The 18,451-nt window shown below is 70.1% G+C and carries 18 protein-coding genes, 5 tRNA genes and 1 pseudogene; 8 read left to right on the top strand and 16 right to left on the bottom strand.

Annotation, left to right across the window (positions count from 1 at the left end):
• The first annotated feature begins 13 nt into the window (after positions 1-13).
• Complete coding sequence (locus tag MQN93_RS32940) at positions 14-517, top strand: DUF3515 domain-containing protein (protein ID WP_242712425.1); 504 nt, start codon at positions 14-16, stop codon at positions 515-517.
• A 13-nt stretch (positions 518-530) separates the two neighbouring features.
• Here MQN93_RS32940 and MQN93_RS32935 read toward each other — a convergent pair whose 3' ends face one another.
• Genes MQN93_RS32935 through MQN93_RS32925 form a run of 3 tightly spaced genes read right to left on the bottom strand, consistent with a single transcriptional unit; the run spans position 531 to position 3,534 of the window.
• Positions 531-1,685, bottom strand: a complete 1,155-nt coding sequence (locus tag MQN93_RS32935) for a D-alanine--D-alanine ligase family protein (RefSeq protein WP_242712424.1) — start codon at positions 1,683-1,685, stop codon at positions 531-533.
• Positions 1,686-1,744: 59 nt separating this feature from the next.
• A complete protein-coding gene (locus tag MQN93_RS32930) occupies positions 1,745-2,755 on the bottom strand; it encodes an NAD(P)H-dependent glycerol-3-phosphate dehydrogenase (RefSeq protein ID WP_016432440.1) in 1,011 nt (336 codons plus the stop codon).
• On the bottom strand, positions 2,752-3,534 hold the full coding sequence (locus MQN93_RS32925) for a lysophospholipid acyltransferase family protein (RefSeq protein WP_016432441.1): 783 nt from the start codon (positions 3,532-3,534) through the stop codon (positions 2,752-2,754). Before MQN93_RS32925 ends, MQN93_RS32930 begins: the two co-directional genes overlap by 4 nt.
• 170 nt (positions 3,535-3,704) lie before the next feature.
• Between MQN93_RS32925 and cofC the strand changes: the two genes are divergently transcribed.
• The gene (cofC, locus tag MQN93_RS32920) at positions 3,705-4,343 is read left to right on the top strand and encodes a 2-phospho-L-lactate guanylyltransferase (protein ID WP_016432442.1); all 639 of its coding nucleotides are present in this window, start codon (positions 3,705-3,707) and stop codon (positions 4,341-4,343) included.
• A 108-nt stretch (positions 4,344-4,451) separates the two neighbouring features.
• A complete protein-coding gene (locus tag MQN93_RS32915; RefSeq protein ID WP_016432443.1) occupies positions 4,452-4,655 on the top strand; it encodes a hypothetical protein in 204 nt (67 codons plus the stop codon).
• Positions 4,656-4,735: 80 nt separating this feature from the next.
• Here MQN93_RS32915 and MQN93_RS32910 read toward each other — a convergent pair whose 3' ends face one another.
• The 4 genes from MQN93_RS32910 to leuC form a co-directional block, all read right to left on the bottom strand.
• Positions 4,736-5,383, bottom strand: a complete 648-nt coding sequence (locus tag MQN93_RS32910; RefSeq protein ID WP_242712423.1) for an HU family DNA-binding protein — start codon at positions 5,381-5,383, stop codon at positions 4,736-4,738.
• A 137-nt stretch (positions 5,384-5,520) separates the two neighbouring features.
• On the bottom strand, positions 5,521-5,751 hold the full coding sequence (locus MQN93_RS32905; protein ID WP_016432445.1) for an SCO5555 family protein: 231 nt from the start codon (positions 5,749-5,751) through the stop codon (positions 5,521-5,523).
• Between the two features lie 274 nt (positions 5,752-6,025).
• On the bottom strand, positions 6,026-6,619 hold the full coding sequence (gene leuD, locus MQN93_RS32900; RefSeq protein WP_242712422.1) for a 3-isopropylmalate dehydratase small subunit: 594 nt from the start codon (positions 6,617-6,619) through the stop codon (positions 6,026-6,028).
• A 5-nt stretch (positions 6,620-6,624) separates the two neighbouring features.
• On the bottom strand, positions 6,625-8,055 hold the full coding sequence (gene leuC, locus MQN93_RS32895) for a 3-isopropylmalate dehydratase large subunit (protein ID WP_016432447.1): 1,431 nt from the start codon (positions 8,053-8,055) through the stop codon (positions 6,625-6,627).
• A gap of 189 nt (positions 8,056-8,244) precedes the next feature.
• Between leuC and ndgR the strand changes: the two genes are divergently transcribed.
• Positions 8,245-8,961, top strand: a complete 717-nt coding sequence (gene ndgR / locus MQN93_RS32890; RefSeq protein ID WP_016432448.1) for an IclR family transcriptional regulator NdgR — start codon at positions 8,245-8,247, stop codon at positions 8,959-8,961.
• Positions 8,962-9,110: 149 nt separating this feature from the next.
• On the opposite strand, the gene MQN93_RS32885 is transcribed toward ndgR, so the two are convergent.
• From MQN93_RS32885 to MQN93_RS32845, 9 genes are all read right to left on the bottom strand, one after another.
• Positions 9,111-9,183 (bottom strand) — tRNA-Glu (locus MQN93_RS32885).
• 44 nt (positions 9,184-9,227) lie between these two features.
• A tRNA-Gln gene (locus MQN93_RS32880) sits at positions 9,228-9,299 on the bottom strand.
• 20 nt (positions 9,300-9,319) lie between these two features.
• Positions 9,320-9,392 (bottom strand) — tRNA-Glu (locus MQN93_RS32875).
• A gap of 62 nt (positions 9,393-9,454) precedes the next feature.
• Positions 9,455-9,527 (bottom strand) — tRNA-Glu (locus tag MQN93_RS32870).
• A gap of 21 nt (positions 9,528-9,548) precedes the next feature.
• Positions 9,549-9,620, bottom strand: a tRNA-Gln gene (locus MQN93_RS32865).
• A gap of 90 nt (positions 9,621-9,710) precedes the next feature.
• On the bottom strand, positions 9,711-10,442 hold the full coding sequence (locus tag MQN93_RS32860; RefSeq protein WP_242712421.1) for an HAD family hydrolase: 732 nt from the start codon (positions 10,440-10,442) through the stop codon (positions 9,711-9,713).
• Positions 10,439-11,932, bottom strand: coding sequence for a glutamate--tRNA ligase (gene gltX, locus MQN93_RS32855; RefSeq protein ID WP_242712420.1), 1,494 nt, complete (start codon positions 11,930-11,932; stop codon positions 10,439-10,441). The genes MQN93_RS32860 and gltX overlap by 4 nt, the downstream gene beginning before the upstream one ends.
• Positions 11,925-12,710, bottom strand: coding sequence for a fumarylacetoacetate hydrolase family protein (locus MQN93_RS32850; RefSeq protein ID WP_016432451.1), 786 nt, complete (start codon positions 12,708-12,710; stop codon positions 11,925-11,927). Before MQN93_RS32850 ends, gltX begins: the two co-directional genes overlap by 8 nt.
• Positions 12,711-12,844: 134 nt before the next feature.
• Positions 12,845-13,030, bottom strand: coding sequence for a hypothetical protein (locus MQN93_RS32845; RefSeq protein ID WP_037780351.1), 186 nt, complete (start codon positions 13,028-13,030; stop codon positions 12,845-12,847).
• Positions 13,031-13,597: 567 nt separating this feature from the next.
• On the opposite strand from MQN93_RS32845, the gene MQN93_RS32840 reads away from it, so the two are divergent.
• From MQN93_RS32840 to MQN93_RS32825, 4 genes and pseudogenes are all read left to right on the top strand, one after another.
• On the top strand, positions 13,598-17,365 hold the full coding sequence (locus MQN93_RS32840) for a sensor histidine kinase (RefSeq protein WP_242712419.1): 3,768 nt from the start codon (positions 13,598-13,600) through the stop codon (positions 17,363-17,365).
• A gap of 9 nt (positions 17,366-17,374) precedes the next feature.
• Positions 17,375-17,788 (top strand): roadblock/LC7 domain-containing protein, encoded by a 414-nt coding sequence (locus tag MQN93_RS32835; protein ID WP_003973453.1) that lies wholly within the window; start codon positions 17,375-17,377, stop codon positions 17,786-17,788.
• A gap of 110 nt (positions 17,789-17,898) precedes the next feature.
• Complete coding sequence (locus MQN93_RS32830; protein ID WP_016432454.1) at positions 17,899-18,294, top strand: DUF742 domain-containing protein; 396 nt, start codon at positions 17,899-17,901, stop codon at positions 18,292-18,294.
• Positions 18,275-18,451, top strand: a pseudogene (locus MQN93_RS32825) (ATP/GTP-binding protein); the annotation flags it as partial. The gene MQN93_RS32830 and the pseudogene MQN93_RS32825, both read left to right, overlap by 20 nt.

The raw sequence follows: 18,451 nt of genomic DNA, 5'->3' as shown, positions 1-18,451 counted from the left end.
CTACCCTTGGCCGGTGAACTTCATCCGCCACCGGTACCGAACTGTCCCCGTTGTTGTCGGGGTGCCCGCTCTCGCCGTCGTGCTGATCACGGCAACGGGCTGCTCCTCAGCAGACGACAGCGCCCGGGCTGCGGTTCCAGACCCGGGCGCGAAGGTCACCAAGCTGTGTCAGAACCTGGACAAGCTGCTGCCGTCCAGGGTCGACGGCCAGGATCGCCGGGACCCCGAGCCCGCCTCCGCACTGACCGCGGGCTGGGGCGACCCGGCGATCATACTGCGCTGCGGTGTCCGGCGGCCCGCCGAGATGAACGATCCGGAGGCGGACGGCGTCGAGGCCGACGGCGTGGGCTGGCTGCTGCAGAAGCAGGACGACGGGTCCTTCCGTTTCACCTCGACGCTGCGCACGGCGTATGTGGAGGTCACCATCCCGAAGGACCGTACGGGAGACGGGGTGGCACCTCTGGTCGATCTGGCTCCGGCCGTGAAGAAGGCGATCCCCGAGGGGATCGCCGACTGACCCGGGCTGCGGTTCAGCGCAGCCCGGTGGACCTGCGCAGGGCCGCCCGGATCAGCTCCTCCACGAGTTCCGGATAGCTGAGTCCGCTCGCCTGCCACATCTGCGGGTACATCGAGATCGGCGTCATGCCGGGCATCGTGTTGATCTCGTTGATGACGAAGCCGTCGTCGGTGAGGAAGAAGTCCGCGCGCACCAGGCCCTCGCAGGAGGCGGCCTCGAAGGCGTCCACCGCGAGCCGCTGGACCTCGGCGGTCTCCTCGGGCGTCAGCGGCGCCGGCACGATCCCCGGGGTGGAGTCGATGTACTTGGCCTCGAAGTCGTAGTACGCATGCGCGTCCGGCGGCGGGATCTCCGAGGGCAGGCTCGCGCGCGGGCCGTCCTCGAACTCCAGCACCCCGCACTCGATCTCGCGGCCGTGCAGCGCCGCCTCCACGAGCACCTTCGGGTCGTGCCGCTGGGCCTCGGCGATCGCGTCGTCCAGGCCGGACAGGTCGTCGACCTTGGTGATGCCGATCGAGGAGCCGGCGCGCGCGGGCTTCACGAACAGCGGCCAGCCGTGCTGACCCGCGAAGTCGACGATCTTCTTGCGGGCGGCGAAGACGTCCCGCTCCCACTCGCGCGGCCGGATCACCACGTACGGGCCGACCTTGAGCCCGAAGGAGGTGAACACCCGCTTCATGTACTCCTTGTCCTGGCCGACGGCCGAGGCGAGCACGCCCGAACCCACGTACGGGACACCGGAGAGCTCCAGCAGTCCCTGCAGGGTGCCGTCCTCGCCGTAGGGGCCGTGCAGGACGGGGAAGACGACGTCGACCTCACCGAGCGCCTTGGGCACCGATCCGGGCTCGCTGTAGACGACTTCGCGGTTGCCGGGGTCGATGGGGAGCATGACACCGCCCTCGTCCGACTCGGCGAGCTCCTCGACGTCCGGCGTACGGCGCTCGGTGATCGCCATCCGGTCCGGTTCGTCGGCGGTCAGGGCCCAGCGGCCGTCCCGGGTGATGCCGATCGGCAGGACGTCGTACCGGGTCCGGTCGATGGCTCGCAGGACGGCGCCGGCGGTGACCACGGAGATCCCGTGTTCGGAGCTGCGTCCGCCGAACACGACGGCCACGCGCGGCTTGCGAGACGGCTGCTCAGGGCTCTGGGGGAGGTTCTCGGTGCTCATATCGCGTTGAGAGTACCCGTCCGTAGGGCCCCGAGTCAGCGCGCCACCGGCGGCGTCGCTCAGCGTCGTTCGGGCTTCGCGCTGCGCGACATCAGCTCCTTGACGGCGACCACCGGGGACTTGCCCTCGTGCACGATGGCCACGACCGTCTCGGTGATCGGCATGTCGACGCCGTGCCTGCGCGCCAGATCCAGTACGGACTCACAGGACTTGACGCCCTCGGCGGTCTGCTTGGTGACCGCGATGGTCTCCTGCAGGGTCATGCCCTTGCCGAGGTTGGTGCCGAAGGTGTGGTTGCGCGACAGCGGCGAGGAGCAGGTCGCCACCAGGTCGCCGAGCCCGGCGAGTCCGGAGAAGGTCAGCGGGTCGGCGCCGAGCGCCATGCCGAGCCGGGTGGTCTCGGCGAGCCCGCGCGTGATCAGCGAGCCCTTGGCGTTGTCGCCGAGGCCCATGCCGTCCGCGATGCCGACGGCGAGCCCGATGACGTTCTTCACCGCGCCGCCCAGCTCGCAACCCACCACGTCGGTATTGGTGTACGGCCGGAAGTAAGGGGTGTGGCAGACGGACTGGAGCCGCCGGGCGACCGCCTCGTCGGTGCAGGCGACCACGGCGGCGGCCGGCATGCGGGCGGCGATCTCCCGCGCGAGGTTGGGCCCGGTGACGACGGCGATCCGGTCGGCGCCCACCTTGGCGACGTCCTCGATCACCTCGCTCATCCGCATGGCGGAGCCGAGTTCGACGCCCTTCATCAGCGAGACGAGGACCGTGTCGGACGCGAGCAGCGGGGCCCAGTCGGCGAGGTTGCCGCGCAGGGTCTGCGAAGGGACGGCGAGGACCGTGAAGTCGGCGCCGCGCGCGGCCTCGGCGGCGTCGGTCGTCGCCCGCACGCCGTCCGGGAGTTCGACGCCGGGAAGGTAGTCGGGGTTCGTACGCGTGGAGTTGACGGCCTCCGCGAGTTCGGGGCGCCGTCCCCACAGGGTGACCTCGCAGCCCGCGTCGGCGAGCACCATCGCGAACGCGGTGCCCCACGAACCGGTGCCGAAGACGGCCGCCTTGACGGGCTTGCTCACGTGCCCTGCCCCTCTTCCTGCCCGGCCTTGTGCTGCACCTGCGTCTGCGCCTGCGTCCTGCGCCGCTGCTCGATCCGCTCCTGGCGCGGGTCGTAGCGCGTGGCGGGTGCCTTCTCGCCGCGGATCTCCTCCAGCTGCCGGGTGACGGCGGTCATGATGACCTCCGTCGCCTCCTTCAGCAGCTCCGGAGTCATCTCCTTGTCGTAGAAGCGGTCGAGGTCGACGGGCGGCCCGGCGAGCACGTGATGGGTCTTGCGCGGGCGGAGGTTGGGCTTCTTGGCGTACGGCGGGAGCAGTTCGTTGGCTCCCCACTGGGCGACCGGGATCACCGGGCACTTGGTCGTCAGGGCGACGCGCGCGGCGCCCGTCTTGCCGACCATGGGCCACTGGTCGGGGTCGCGGGTGATGGTGCCCTCGGGGTAGAACGCGACGCACTCACCGCGCTCCACGGCGTCGATCGCGGCCCGGAAGGCGCTGAGCGCGTCCGTGGTCTCGCGGTAGACGGGGATCTGTCCGGTGCCGCGCATCGCGGCGCCGACGAATCCCTTCTTGAAAAGGCCGCTCTTCGCCAGGAATCGCGGAACCCGTCCGGTGTTGTACTGATAGTGCGCGTACGCGAAGGGGTCCACATGGGAATTGTGGTTCACCGCGGTGATAAATCCACCCTCGGCCGGAATGTTCTCCATTCCGCGCCAGTCCCGCTTGATCAGAACCACCAGCGGCGGTTTGCAGAGCACCGCGGCGAAGCGGTACCAGAAGCCGATTCTGCGGCGGGGCACGCGCGCACCTTCCTCTAGGGGCCATGGGACATCGGGCCATGGGGCCGCACAAGTGTCGCCCCGGGCCGACGGTCTGTCGAGAACACGGTACGCCCCGACGGCGCGACCGCCAGATGGCCGAGGTGACGGCTGAGTGACAATGGCCGCGACGAGAGAGGGACGGAACACCGGTGCTGTGGACCTTGGTCATACCCCTGAAACCCCTGGCGCGGGCCAAGAGCAGGCTCTCGGGCACCGCCGCCGGCGGACTGCGCCCGGGTCTCGCCCTCGCCTTCGCCCAGGACACCGTGGCGGCGGCGCTGGCCTGCCCGGCGGTCCGGGATGTGGCCGTAGTCACGGACGACGCCCTGGCCGCGCGTGAGCTGTCCGCGCTGGGCGCCCGGATCGTCCCCGACGAACCGCAGGGCGGCCTCAACGCGGCACTGGCGCACGGAACCGCCGTCGTACGCACCGCACGCCCCGAAAGTCCCGTCGCGGCCCTGAACGCCGATCTGCCGGCCCTGCGCACCCCGGAATTGTTCCGGGTCCTTGAAGCGGCCGCTGAATTCCCCCGTGCTTTTCTCGCCGATGCGGCCGCAATCGGTACGACCCTGCTGGCGGCAGGACCCGGTCAGGAATTGCTCCCGGCATTCGGCCCGGATTCCCGCGCCCGCCATGCCGCGTCCGGCGCCGTGGAACTGGCCCTGGACGCCGTGGATTCCGTACGCCAGGACGTGGACACGGGCGCCGACCTGCGCACGGCGCTGGCCCTGGGCGTGGGGCCGCACACGGCGGCGGTGGCCGCGGGGCTGCTGACCCCGGGCTCCTGATCGGCTCTTGATCGCCTCTTGATCGGCTCCTGGTCGGCTTTTGACCGGCGCGGGCCGCCGCATCCCCACGACAGGCCCCGAACCCGCCCGCACATTAGGCTGGCCGTCATGCAGGCCACGGCATACACCTACGACGCCAACACCCGCACCGGCAGCGTGCTCCTGGACGACGGCACCCCCGTCCCCTTCGACGCGGCCGCCTTCGACGCCGGAGGCCTGCGGCTGCTGCGGCCGGGACAGCGTGTGCGCATCGAGGTGGAGAGCGCCGAGGACAGCCCCCGCATCACGCTCGTGACGCTGCAGACCATGTGAACGCCGCACCCCCCACGAACACGCCGCGGGCCGGGCTCCGATGCGGAGTCCGGCCCGGCGCGTGAGTGCCCCTGTGCCCCTTACCTCTTGCGGGCGGTGGCCTTCTTGGCGGTGGTCTTGCGAGCCGTCGACTTCTTGGCGGGGGCCTTCTTGGCCGTCGCCTTCTTCGCCGGGGCCTTCTTCGCGGTGGCCTTCTTGGCGGTCGTCTTCTTCGCCGCGGAGGTCTTGGCGGCGCCCGTGGCCTTCTTGGCCGTGGTCTTCTTCGCCGTGGCCTTCTTGGCGGTGGCCGTGGTCTTCTTGGCCGTGGTCTTCTTCGCCGTCGTCTTCTTCGCGGTGGCCTTCTTGGCGGTGGTCTTCTTCGCCGCGGCCTTCTTGACGGTCGCGGAAGCCCCGCCGCTCAGGCTGCCCTTGGGCGCCTTCTTGACGGCGACCTCGCCGCCGCGCGGGAGCTTCTTCGAACCGCTCACCAGGTCCTTGAAGCCCTGGCCCGCGCGGAAGCGCGGAACGGAGGTCTTCTTGACCCGAACCCGCTCGCCCGTCTGGGGGTTGCGGGCGTAGCGGGCCGGACGGTCGACCTTCTCGAACGAACCGAAGCCGGTGACCGAGACCCGGTCTCCCGCGACGGTCGCGCGGACGATGGCGTCCAGGACCGCGTCGACGGCCTCGGCCGCCTGCTGACGGCCACCGACCTTGTCGGCAATCGCTTCTACGAGCTGCGCCTTGTTCACGTCTTCCCCTTCGGAGACATTGCCAGAACGAAACTGTTCAAGCTTTTTCGCACGTTAGGCAGATATATACCGCAAATCAAACACGAAACGGGCTAATCACCCGTGCGCCGCAACGAACTCGACTGCCCCGGCTGCGTTCAGCGGTCCTCTTCGGGGATTCGACCCTCGTCCAGGTCCACGGTGAACGCCTCCAGACGCCTTGCCGCGTCGGCGAGATCGTGCTTGGCCGCGGCCGTAATGACCAGCAGCTTCCGGGTCAGCGCCATCCGTACGCCCTCCGGGACTTGCAGTGCGCGCACTCTTGTGTGCGCTTCCTTCAGTTGGTCCGCGACTGCCGCGTAGAGCTCGAGTTGGCCGTCGTGTTCCATGCACAGATTGTGCCATCTGGGGCGAGTTGTCGCCTGCGGGGGTCGCAACTGATACCTCAAACGGCCTTCCCTGGTGCTGCGGAAGTCCCTTCCACACGTGTCGGCTACCCCGCTAACAACCGTCGTAACGTGGGAAGTTGGGGGAAATCGCGAGGGGCCTCGGCGGCGCACGGGCCCGGACACGGCTGTACCCCCGATCGGACCGATCGGGGGTACGGCGGGGGTGTTCCGGTGGCCGAAACCCGTCGAGTTGCGGGTCCGCGGGCCGGCCGGGTCAGACCTTGAGCGTCTGCGGCTTGTACGAGGGGCGCTTGGCCTCGTACGCGGCGATGTCCGCCTCGTTCTGGAGGGTGATGGAGATGTCGTCCAGCCCGTTCAGCAGCCGCCAGCGGGAGTTCTCGTCCAGCTCGAAGGAGGCGGTGATGCCTTCGGCGCGCACCTCACGGGTCTGAAGGTCGACGGTGATCTCCGCCTGCGGGTCCTTCTCCGTGAGGTCCTGCAGCGCCTCCACCACCTTCTGCTCCAGGACGACCGTGAGCAGGCCGTTCTTCAGCGAGTTGCCGCGGAAGATGTCGGCGAAGCGGGAGGAGATCACGGCCTTGAAGCCGTAGTTCTGCAGCGCCCACACCGCGTGCTCGCGGGAGGAGCCGGTGCCGAAGTCGGGGCCGGCGACCAGGACCGTGGCGCCCTTGCGCTCGGGCCGGTTGAGGATGAAGTTCTCGTCCTTGCGCCAGGCCTCGAAGAGCCCGTCCTCGAAACCGTCCCTGGTCACCTTCTTGAGCCAGTGAGCAGGGATGATCTGGTCGGTGTCGACGTTGGAGCGGCGCAGCGGGACGGCCCGGCCGGTGTGCGTGGTGAATGCTTCCATGATGCTCAGACTCCAGCGGGCGCGGCGGCGGTTGTGTCGGTCAGGTCGGCGGGCGAGGCCAGGTGGCCCGTCACCGCGGTCGCGGCCGCGACCTGCGGGGACACCAGGTGCGTACGCCCGCCCTTGCCCTGCCTGCCCTCGAAGTTGCGGTTGGAGGTGGACGCGGAGCGCTCGCCCGGGGCCAGCTGGTCGGGGTTCATGCCCAGACACATCGAGCAGCCCGCGTGCCGCCACTCGGCGCCGGCCTCCTTGAAGACGACGTCCAGGCCCTCGGAGACGGCCTGCAGGCCCACGCGCGCGGAGCCCGGGACGACCAGCATCCGTACGCCGTCGGCGACTTTGCGGCCCTTGACGATCTCGGCCGCGGCGCGCAGGTCCTCGATACGGCCGTTGGTGCACGAGCCTACGAAGACGGTGTCCACCTTGATGGAGCGCAGCGGCTGCCCGGCCTCCAACCCCATGTATTCCAGGGCCTTTTCGGCGGCGTGGCGCTCCGATGCGTCTTCGTACGAAGCCGGGTCGGGGACGGCCGACGAAAGCGGCGCGCCCTGGCCGGGGTTGGTGCCCCAGGTGACGAACGGCGCCAGTTCGGCGGCGTCGATGACCACCTCGGCGTCGAACTCGGCGTCGTCGTCGGTCCGCAGCGTCTTCCAGTACTCGACCGCGGCGTCCCAGTCGGCGCCCTCGGGGGCGTGCGGACGGCCCTTGAGGTACGCGAAGGTGGTCTCGTCGGGGGCGATCATGCCCGCGCGGGCGCCGGCCTCGATCGACATGTTGCAGATGGTCATGCGGGCCTCCATCGAGAGCTTCTCGATGGCGGAGCCGCGGTACTCCAGGATGTAGCCCTGGCCGCCGCCCGTGCCGATGCGGGCGATGATCGCCAGGATCAGGTCCTTGGCCGTGACGCCCTCGGGCAGTTCGCCGTCGACCGTGATGGCCATGGTCTTCGGACGGGCCATCGGCAGCGTCTGGGTCGCCAGTACGTGCTCGACCTGGGAGGTGCCGATGCCGAACGCCAGCGCACCGAAGGCGCCGTGCGTGGAGGTGTGGGAGTCGCCGCAGACGACCGTCGTACCCGGCTGGGTCAGACCCAGCTGCGGGCCCACGACATGCACGACGCCCTGCTCGACGTCGCCCAGCGGGTGCAGGCGTACGCCGAACTCGGCGCAGTTCTTGCGCAGCGTCTCCAGCTGGGCGCGCGAGACCGGGTCCGCGATCGGCTTGTCGATGTCGAGGGTCGGGGTGTTGTGGTCCTCGGTCGCGATGGTGAGGTCGAGACGGCGCACCGGGCGGCCGCTGAGACGCAGACCGTCGAAGGCCTGCGGACTGGTCACCTCGTGCAGGAGGTGGAGATCGATGAAGAGGAGGTCGGGCTCGCCCTCGGCGCGCCGGACGACATGGTCGTCCCAGACCTTCTCCGCGAGTGTCCTACCCATCGCTTTCCCTCCGGCCGGCAAAGGTGCACCGGCCCAACTAGAGATCTTGAAGGAGACGACGCCCGGCCCCAGTTCACAGGCGCCCGTCGCCAGGCCCGTTCGGTCCGCGGGCCGCTGTGCGTACCAGGGTTGCGCGTCTCACGGAAAAATGAACTTGCGTTTCACAGAGTGAGACGCGAGTATCGTTTCATGGACAACAGTAGCGGCGTCGGCGTTCTGGACAAGGCGGCCCTTGTCCTGAGCGCCCTGGAGTCCGGGCCGGCCACCCTCGCGGGACTGGTGGCGGCAACCGGACTGGCACGACCCACGGCCCACCGTCTGGCCGTGGCTCTGGAGCACCACCGTATGGTGGCGCGCGACATGCAGGGCCGGTTCATTCTGGGCCCGCGTCTGTCGGAGCTGGCCGCGGCAGCCGGCGAGGACCGCCTCCTCGCGACCGCGGGCCCGGTGCTGACCCACCTGCGGGACGTCACGGGCGAGAGCGCCCAGCTCTACCGCCGCCAGGGCGACATGCGCATCTGCGTCGCCGCGGCGGAGCGTCTGTCCGGACTTCGGGACACGGTCCCGGTCGGCTCGACGCTCACGATGAAGGCCGGCTCCTCCGCGCAGATCCTGATGGCCTGGGAGGAGCCGGAGCGGCTGCACCGCGGCCTGCAGGGCGCCCGCTTCACGGCCACCGCGCTCTCGGGCGTACGGCGCCGCGGCTGGGCCCAGTCCATCGGCGAGCGCGAGCCGGGCGTCGCCTCGGTCTCCGCCCCGGTGCGGGGCCCCTCCAACCGCGTGGTGGCCGCCGTCTCGGTCTCCGGCCCCATCGAGCGCCTGACGCGCCACCCGGGCCGTATGCACGCCCAGGCGGTCATCGACGCCGCCGCCCGCCTCTCCGAGGCCCTGCGCCGCACCGGCTGACCACACCGGGAGACGCCCGGGACGTCGACAGGGAGGGCCCGCCTCAACGCCGCGGCTGGTCCTCCCCGTTGACACACAGGGCGGCGGTCCCGACCGGGACTCCCGGACACGGCGAAGGCCCCCCGCCGAAGCGGAGGGCCTTCGTCTCGTACCCCCGACCGGATTCGAACCGGCGCTACCGCCTTGAGAGGGCGGCGTGCTAGGCCGCTACACAACGGGGGCGAGGATCATGCGAGCGGTTGAAACTGCACCGCCGCAGATCCGAGCTGGTCTACCTGGACTCGAACCAAGACTAACTGAACCAGAATCAGTCGTGCTGCCAATTACACCATAGACCAATGTGGTTTAGACCAGTTTGTACCCCCGACCGGATTCGAACCGGCGCTACCGCCTTGAGAGGGCGGCGTGCTAGGCCGCTACACAACGGGGGCCCTAGCGATCCTGCATCGAGGTCGGCGGGAGCTACCCGGACCGTCCTCGCGGGAAGGATCTGTACCCCCGACCGGATTCGAACCGGCGCTACTGCCTTGAGAGGGCAGCGTGCTAGGCCGCTACACAACGGGGGCGATGCAGATGAGCTCTGCGAGCTGGCCTACCTGGACTCGAACCAAGACTAACTGAACCAGAATCAGTCGTGCTGCCAATTACACCATAGGCCACTGGAACGCAAGCCCCTGTGGGGATCTCGTTCTAGCTTGCTCCTCCGGCTCCGGCCTTTCGGCCCGCTCCCCGGCGGCGCAGGAAGAACATTACCCGAAGGTGGACGGGGCTCCAAAACGGGTATCGGCGCCCAGCAGCGCCGGGAGTTCGGCGAGCGACGTGATCCGGTGGGGGCCCGCGGGGGCGGCCGCGCAGGTGTGCGCGCCCGTGCGGTCGATCCAGACGGACAGCAGTCCGGCGTCCGCGGCACCGCGCCCGTCGATCTCCGGGTGATCACCGACGTACGCGACCTGGTGCGGGGCCAGTCCCAGCGCCTCGCAGGCGGCCAGGAAGGCGCGGGCCTCGGGTTTGGAGACGCCGAGCTCGGCGGCGCACAGGACGGTCTCGAAGCGGTCGTGCACGCCGAGCGTGCGCAGCTTGTGGTCCTGGACGTGCAGGCTCGAGTTGGAGAGCACGGCGTGGCGGTGACTGGCCGCGAGCGCGTCGAGGGCGGGCAGGACGTCCGGGAAGAGCGCCCAGGCCGCCTCGTAGTGCGTGCGGTAGCGCAGGAACCACGCGTCGGCCTCGTCGTCGCTCAGGCGATCGCCCAGAAACACCCGCACCCGGTCGCGACGCTGGTCCTCGAAGGACACCTCACCCGCCGCGAACCGCGCCCACTGCTGGTCGGTCACCGCCCGCCAGTGCGCGAGGGCCTGCTCGACGGTGCTGTACCCGTCGAGCAGGCCCTCGGTGACGAGATGGCGGCGCATGCCCGCGCGGTCCGCGGTCGTGTAGTCGAAGAGCGTGTCGTCGACGTCCCAGACCACCGCGCGAATGCTCATGATCCGGAGGTCACCAGCCTGGCCAGCGCCGCGTCGATGCGGGTCAGCGTCCGCTCCTTGCCCAGGACCTCCAGGGACTCGAAGAGGGGCAGGCCGACCGTGCGGCCGGTGACCGCGACGCGGACCGGGGCCTGGGCCTTGCCGAGCTTGAGGCCGTGGGCCTCGCCGGCCGCGAGGACGGCCTCCTTCAGGGACTCCGCCGAGGTCCAGTCGGCCGACTCCAGCTTCTCCCTGGCCGTGCGCAGCAGGGCGTCCGAGCCCTCCTTCATCGCCTTCGTCCAGCTCGGCTCGTCGAAGACCGGCTCGGCGAGGAAGAGGAAGTCGACGTTGTCGGTGATCTCCGAGAGGACCTTCAGACGGGTCTGGGCGTGCGGGGCGATCGCCTGCCAGCGGGACTCGTCGAAGGCCTCCGGCGCCCACGGGGCGAACGGCGCCTGCAGCCACGGGCGGCAGCGCTCGGTGAAGTCCTTCACGTCCAGCAGCCGGATGTGGTCGCCGTTGATCGCCTCGCACTTCTTGAGGTCGAAGCGGGCCGGGTTGGGGTTGACGTCCGCGACGTCGAAGGCCGCCACCATCTCCTCGATCGAGAAGATGTCCTGGTCCGCGGAGAGCGACCAGCCCAGCAGCGAGAGGTAGTTGAGCAGGCCCTCGGGCAGGAAGCCGCGCTCGCGGTAGAGGTTGAGCGAGGACTGCGGGTCACGCTTGGAGAGCTTCTTGTTGCCTTCGCCCATCACGTACGGCAGGTGCCCGAACGCCGGGATCCGCTGCGCGACGCCCAGCTCGATCAGCGCCTTGTAGAGGGCGATCTGGCGCGGGGTGGAGGAGAGCAGGTCCTCGCCGCGCAGGACGTGGGTGATCTCCATCAGGGCGTCGTCGACGGGGTTCACGAGCGTGTAGAGCGGGGCTCCGTTGGCTCGTACGATCCCGTAGTCCGGCACGTTCTCGGGCGTGAACGTCAGCTCGCCGCGGACCAGGTCCGTGAAGGTGATCGTCTCGTCGGGCATCCGGAAGCGGACGATGGGCGTACGGCCCTGGGCCTCGTACTCCGCGACCTGCTCGGCGCTCAGATCGCGGCAGTGGCCGTCGTAGCCGGACGGCCTGCCGGCGGCGCGGGCGGCCTCGCGGCGGGTGTCCAGCTCCTCCTGGGAGCAGTAGCAGCGGTAGGCGTGACCGGCGTCCAGGAGCCTGTTCGCGATGTCGGCGTAGATGTCCATGCGCTGCGACTGGCGGTAGGGCGCGTGCGGGCCGCCGACCTCGGGGCCCTCGTCCCAGTCGAAGCCCAGCCAGCGCATCGCGTCGAGCAGCTGGGTGTACGACTCCTCGGAGTCGCGGGCCGCGTCGGTGTCCTCGATGCGGAAGACCAGCGTGCCCTGGTGGTGCCGGGCGAACGCCCAGTTGAACAGGGCGGTGCGGACCAGGCCCACATGCGGGTTACCGGTGGGCGAGGGGCAGAAACGGACGCGAACGGGGGAGCCGGGTGCGCTAGCCACGCTTGACAACCTTGTTGGTGAGAGTGCCGATGCCTTCGATGGTGACGGCGACCTCGTCGCCGACGGTGAGCGGCCCGACGCCTGCCGGGGTGCCCGTGAGGATCACGTCGCCGGGGAGCAGCGTCATGGCCTCGGTGATGTTGACGATCAGGTCCGCGATCGGATGGATCATCTCGCTGGTGCGGCCGAGCTGGCGCTGATCGCCGTTGACCGTGAGCTGGATGGTCAGATCGCCCGCGGTGGCGAGGTCGAGATCCGTCTCCACCCAGGGGCCCAGCGGGCAGGAGCCGTCGAAGCCCTTGGCCCGGGCCCACTGCTTCTCGCGCTTCTGGACGTCACGGGCGGTGATGTCGTTGGCGCAGGTGTAGCCGAAGATCACGTCCGCCACGCGTTCGCGCGGGACCTCTCGGCACATGCGGCCGATGACGACGGCCAGTTCGGCCTCGTGATGGAGGTCCTCGGTGAAGGACGGGTAGCGGATCTCGTCGCCGGGGCCGATCACGGAGGTGGAGGGCTTGAAGAAGGCGAACGGGGCGTCGGGCACCTCGTTGCCCAGCTCGCGCGCGTGCTCCGCGTAGTTGCGGCCGAAGGCCACGACCTTGTTGGGGAGCACCGGCGGCAGCAGCCGGACCTTGCTCAGCGGGACCTTCGTACCGGAGAGCTCGAAGTCCGCGAACGGAATGCCCTTGATGATGTCGAGGACGAGCTCGTCCGGCTTGTCACCCTCGACCGCGCCGAAGGCGACGTTCCCGTCGATGGAGAATCTGGCGATGCGCACGGGATCCTGGCGCCCCTTCTGAGCCTGCTGGAGTCTGACGCTCCAGGCTAACGCGGCAGGGCGGCGCCGACTTGCGCATTCCTGTGCGGTTCACCGCGTGGGGCGCCGTGAGTGATCGGCGCCCCGTGCGCGTACTACTGACCGGTGGAGGCGGCGGGGACGTCGACGAGGATGGTGCGCCTGGGGTTCGCGGTTCGCGTGGGAAGATCGAGGGAGTGCTCCGGAAGCTGCGGGATCTGCAGTTCGTCGGTGCCCTCGAGGTCGGCCAGTGTGGTGCGGCGCGGGTTGGCTATGTTCTGGAACATCATCGTCGTCTTCACGGTTGTTCTTGACCTTGTCGTCCGTCGCTGCTTGGCAGTTGTACGCCTCTTGTAAAGCGCCAGGCTAAACGCGCCATTCCCCGCGGAAGTCCGGGGAACCCCTCGATCAGCATGTGAGTTTGCTCACGGCGCCGAGGCCAAAACGGTCAATTCAGGCCTGCAACCCACCCTGACGAAACGGACATTGGCCACCTGAAGCCATCATTCCGCTCCTGATCATGGCGACTGGGACACCACTCGATCCTGCACAACTCGCGGGTATACGTCCGTTTTGCTGCAGATACCTTTCTACTGCTGGTGACTCCGCACTCACGTGCTGTCACGTACGTCACGGCATGAGGCGCGAGCCTTGTTGGAGATCCTGCACTGTGCTGGAATGCCACGGACCGCCGCAGGATCGAGCCGGCGCACAGGGGGCGCAACGCGCGCCGAGCGGTGGCGAGAAGGGGGAACCAGCGCCGGTCACTTCACGACCACAGGGGGCGCATTCAGGGCGCCTCCCAAAACGCCGACACCGTGTCTTTCCGTTCACCCGGAGGGGCGCCTGGTCCAGAGGTTGCGACGCTAGTGCAGGGACGTTTCAAGAGGGATGGCAGTGCTTCGGCGGAGCCGGAGCCGCACGGCGGGACTGGCCCCAATGTCGGCAGTTCCTCGCCCCAGCACGCCCAGAACCAGGGTCCGGGTCCGTCCGGCGACGGCGGTGACCGCTCCGGACCGGGGGCGTCCGCGGCCTCCGGGGCCCCCGGCACCGCCACTCCGGTGGTGAAGCCGCCGAAGGGCCCGACCGGCCCCGGATCGCGCGTGGCACTGCGCAACTGGCGCATCTCCACGCGCCTCGTGTCGCTGCTCGCGCTCCCCGTGGTGGCGGCCACCTCGCTGGGCGCCCTGCGCATCAGCGACAACATGGACGACATCCAGCAGCTCGACAACATGAAGCTGCTGACGGACATGACCAAGCAGGCCACCGAGCTGGCCGCCGCGCTCCAGGAGGAGCGCGACCAGTCCGCCGGCCCGCTGGCGCACGGCTCCAAGGCGAGCGACTACACGGTCAAGGGCTACCGCGACAAGACGGACCGGGCCGAGCAGAACTTCAAGGACGCCGCCGAAGAGATCGACGTCTCCGGCAAGGACGAGAACCTCCAGGGCGTCCGCGAGAGCCTCGTCAGTGTCGTCAGCGACCTGGGCACGCTGGAGAAGATCCGGTCCGGCGCCTACGAGACCAAGCTGAACTCCTCGCAGACCGTCGAGTCGTACCACCGCCTCATCACGCACCTGCTGGACCTCTCGCAGGACATGGCGGAGGCCACCAGCAACCCCGAGATGATCCAGCGCACGCGTTCCCTGGCGGCCTTCTCCTCCGCCAAGGAGTACGCCTCCATCCAGCGCGCGATCCTCGCCGCGGCCCTGCCGGCGAACAACACCACGGTCGGCAAGCTCTCCGAGAACGACCGGCTCTACGCCCAGTCGGCGCTGCAGAGCCAGGGCTCGGACCTGCGCAGCTTCAAGAGCATCTACGGCACCGACAGCGCGGCCGCCCTCCTCAAGCCGATCGAGGAGAACAACGCGACGATCAAGGCCACCGACACCTACGCCAGCCGCGCGCTGGCCGGTCAGGACGGCCTGCAGGACCTGCAGAAGCGTTCGTACCAGGACTGGGTGGACGACAGCTCGACCAAGATCGAGCAGATGCAGAAGATCGAGCACACGCTGCTGGAGGACATGGAGCAGAAGGCCCGCGAGCTGCGCTCCGCCTCCGAGCGCGAGGCGATCATCTCCGGTGCGCTGATCCTGCTCGTGCTCGGCGTCTCGCTCGTCGGCGCCTTCGTCATCGCCCGGTCCATGATCCGCTCGCTGCGCCGGCTGCAGGAGACCGCCAACAAGGTCGCCCAGGACCGCCTGCCCGAGCTGGTCAAGCAGCTGTCGGAGTCGGACCCGCAGGACGTCGACACCTCCGTGGAGTCGGTCGGTGTGCACTCCCGGGACGAGATCGGCCAGGTGGCCGCGGCCTTCGACGACGTGCACCGCGAGGCGGTCCGCCTCGCCGCCGAGCAGGCCCTGCTGCGGGGCAACGTCAACGCGATGTTCACCAACCTCTCGCGCCGCTCCCAGGGCCTCATCCAGCGTCAGCTCTCGCTCATCTCCGAACTGGAGTCCCGCGAGGCCGACCCGGACCAGCTGTCCTCGCTGTTCAAGCTCGACCACCTCGCGACGCGTATGCGCCGTAACGGTGAGAACCTCCTCGTCCTCGCCGGTGAGGAGCCCGGCCGCCGCTGGACCCGCCCGGTCCCGCTGGTCGACGTGCTCCGCGCCGCCGCCTCCGAGGTGGAGCAGTACGAGCGCATCGAACTGGCCGCCGTACCGACGACCGAGGTCGCCGGCCGCGTGGTCAACGACCTCGTGCACCTGCTCGCCGAGCTGCTGGAGAACGCGACCTCCTTCTCCTCGCCGCAGACCAAGGTCAAGGTCACCGGTCACGCGCTGCCCGACGGCCGTGTGCTGATCGAGATCCACGACACCGGTATCGGCCTCTCCCCCGAGGACCTCGCGGCGATCAACGAGCGGCTCGCCTCGCCGCCCACCGTGGACGTCTCCGTCTCCCGCCGCATGGGTCTGTTCGTGGTCGGCCGGCTGTCGCAGCGCCACGGCATCCGCATCCAGCTGCGCCCGTCCGACTCCGGTGGTACGACCGCGCTGGTCATGCTGCCCGTGGACGTCGCCCAGGGCGGCAAGAAGCCGCAGGGCAAGCCCGGTCAGGGCGCCGGTCCCTCCGGTGGTCCCGCCGCGGCCCAGGCCGCCGCTGGTGCGGCCGCGGCCCGTCGCCAGGCTGCGGCCGGCGCGGGCGGCGGTGGCCCCCTCGGTGCCGGTGCGTCCGCCGGTGGTGGCCGGCTCGGGGCCGGTCAGGGGCCGCGGGCCGCGCTGCCGGGCGCGGGTGGCCCCGGTGGCGGTCGTCCCGGAGCGCCGGGCGGACCGCGTGGACCGCAGTCCCCCGCGGCTCCGCAGCAGGGCCGGCCGGCTCCCGCGGGTGCGGGCTCCGCGTTCGGTCAGGCGGGCGCCCCCCAGGGCATGCAGGCCGCGGGCACGGGCCAGGACAGCTTCGGCGGCGCTCGTGGCGCCGTACCGCCGCAGTCCCAGAACCCGCAGGGCCCCCAGAACCCGCAGAGCCCCGCGAACTCCGGTGGCGAGGGCCGCGGCCGGCGTGGTCGTCAGCCGCTGCTGCCGGGCCGTGGCGGTCCGCGTGCCGAACTGCCGGGCGGCGCCCAGCAGCAGCCCGCCCGGCCGAGCTGGAGCGACGAGAACGCGCAGCCGCCGGTGCCGCGCGCCTCGCTCGACGCCCCGCGCGGCCACGACGAGACCTCCCGGATGCCGCGGGTCGACGACCGGCAGGGCCCCGGGTCCACGTCCGAGTTCCAGCGGCCCGACTTCGGTGCTCCGGCGCCGCAGCAGCAGCCGCAACAGCCGCAGCAGACGGGCCAGTTCGCCCGTCCCGAGTACGGCGCCCCGCAGCAGGGCACGAACGGCTCGCAGAACTCGGGCCAGTTCGTCCGCTCCGACGTCTTCGGCAGCCCGGCCGGGCAGAACGACCGCGGCAATGCGAACAACCCCAACAGCCCTGCCAACACCGGCCAGTTCGCCATCCCGCAGGCCTACGACACCGGCTCCACGGGTCAGTTCGCCGCACCGGGCTACGACGCCGGCGCCACCGGTCAGCACAATCTGCCGGGCCGTCAGAACAACGGTGACACCGGGCAGTTCGAGCGCCCGCAGGTCAACGGCAACCACAGCGACTTCGGTGCTCCACGCCAGCCGGTCCCGCCGCGTCCGCAAGCGCGGCCCGTCCGCCAGGAGCCGGAGGCGCTGCCGCCGGCCACCGGTCCGGGCGACGGCCGTACACCGCTGTACGACACGCTGGAGACCAACTGGTTCCACGGCGGCGCTGCCGCCGCCCGGCACAGCAACGGCTCCGCTCCGCAAGCGCCGGCGGCTCCCGCCGCCGCTCCCTCGGCGCCGCAGCACTCCCCCGGTGCGCAGCGACCCGCCACCTCTTCCTGGCGCGCCTCGCCGAACGACGAACTCGTCCGGCAGGCGGAGCGCGTGAGGCAGCCGGCCGCGGGCGGGGTCACCACCTCCGGCCTGCCGCGCCGGGTGCCCCGGGCGAACCTCGTCCCGGGCACGGCTCAGCAGCAACAGCACCAGTCCGGTCCGCAGGTCTCGCGTGCGCCTGACGACGTACGCGGCCGGCTGACCAATCTCCGTCGGGGCATCGCGCAAGGTCGCCAGGCCGGCAACGGCCAGACCGGCAGCTTCCCGAGCCCCACTCACCAGCAGGAGCGATAGTTGAGCCAGATGAGCCAGGCGGCACAGAATCTCAACTGGTTGATCACCAACTTCGTGGACAACACCCCCGGTGTGTCCCACACCGTCGTCGTGTCCGCCGACGGTCTTCTTCTGGCGATGTCGGAAGGCTTCCCACGTGATCGCGCCGACCAGCTGGCGGCCGTCGCGTCCGGGCTCACCTCGCTGACGGCCGGGGCCTCCCGGATCTTCGAGGGCGGCAATGTGGCGCAGACGGTCGTGGAGATGGAGCGGGGCTTTCTCTTCCTGATGTCCGTCTCGGACGGCTCGTCCCTGGCCGTGCTCGCGCACCCGGAGTGCGACATCGGCCTGGTCGGCTACGAGATGGCCCTGCTGGTCGACCGCGCGGGCGCCGTACTCACGCCCGACCTGCGCGCCGAACTGCAAGGCAGTCTGCTCCACTGAACCCCACCGGCACCACCCGTCTCACCAAATCACCGTCCGGCCGCCACAATCCCCCCATCGGCCCTACCGACGGCACGACTGACCGACTTGCTGTCCAGCCCGGAGGATTCATGACCCCGCCCACCGCCTCTCATGATCCGTACGCGGAGCCGTACGAGGATGAGGGCGACCAGCCGCTGGTACGTCCGTACGCGATGACCGGTGGCCGGACGCGGCCGCGCTACCAGCTCGCCATCGAGGCACTGATCAGCACCACGGCCGACCCGGCAGCACTCATGGGGCTGCTCCCGGAGCACCAGCGCATCTGCCACCTGTGCCGTGAGGTGAAGTCGGTCGCGGAGGTGTCGGCGCTCCTGGCCATGCCGCTGGGCGTGGCCCGCATTCTCGTCGCGGACCTGGCCGAGGCCGGGCTCGTCGCCATCCACCAGCCGGGCGGCGACGAGACGACCGGTGCACCGGACGTGACCCTGCTCGAAAGGGTGCTCAGTGGACTTCGCAAGCTCTGACGGAGGTAGGGCGACCACCTCCGCGAAGATCGTGGTGGCGGGTGGCTTCGGTGTCGGCAAGACCACGTTCGTGGGCGCCGTCTCGGAGATCAACCCGCTGCGCACGGAGGCCGTCATGACGTCCGCGTCCGCGGGCATCGACGACCTGACGCACACC

This window comes from Streptomyces spinosisporus (assembly GCF_022698145.1).
GTDB classification, from domain to species: Bacteria; Actinomycetota; Actinomycetes; order Streptomycetales; family Streptomycetaceae; genus Streptomyces; species Streptomyces spinosisporus.
The sequence above is the reverse complement of the archived record's forward strand: the minus strand, read 5'-3'. Positions and strand labels throughout refer to the sequence as shown.

What these genes read in the sequence shown, in the direction of transcription:
- ndgR (WP_016432448.1), top strand. Translation starts at nt 8,245, where the DNA reads ATGGACAACAGTAGCGGCGTCGGCGTTCTGGACAAGGCGGCCCTTGTC.
- MQN93_RS32860 (WP_242712421.1), bottom strand. Translation starts at nt 10,442, where the DNA reads ATGAGCATTCGCGCGGTGGTCTGGGACGTCGACGACACGCTCTTCGAC.
- leuD (WP_242712422.1), bottom strand. Translation starts at nt 6,619, where the DNA reads ATGGAAGCATTCACCACGCACACCGGCCGGGCCGTCCCGCTGCGCCGC.
- MQN93_RS32835 (WP_003973453.1), top strand. Translation starts at nt 17,375, where the DNA reads ATGAGCCAGGCGGCACAGAATCTCAACTGGTTGATCACCAACTTCGTG.
- MQN93_RS32905 (WP_016432445.1), bottom strand. Translation starts at nt 5,751, where the DNA reads ATGGAACACGACGGCCAACTCGAGCTCTACGCGGCAGTCGCGGACCAA.
- MQN93_RS32830 (WP_016432454.1), top strand. Translation starts at nt 17,899, where the DNA reads ATGACCCCGCCCACCGCCTCTCATGATCCGTACGCGGAGCCGTACGAG.
- MQN93_RS32915 (WP_016432443.1), top strand. Translation starts at nt 4,452, where the DNA reads ATGCAGGCCACGGCATACACCTACGACGCCAACACCCGCACCGGCAGC.
- leuC (WP_016432447.1), bottom strand. Translation starts at nt 8,055, where the DNA reads ATGGGTAGGACACTCGCGGAGAAGGTCTGGGACGACCATGTCGTCCGG.
- MQN93_RS32935 (WP_242712424.1), bottom strand. Translation starts at nt 1,685, where the DNA reads ATGAGCACCGAGAACCTCCCCCAGAGCCCTGAGCAGCCGTCTCGCAAG.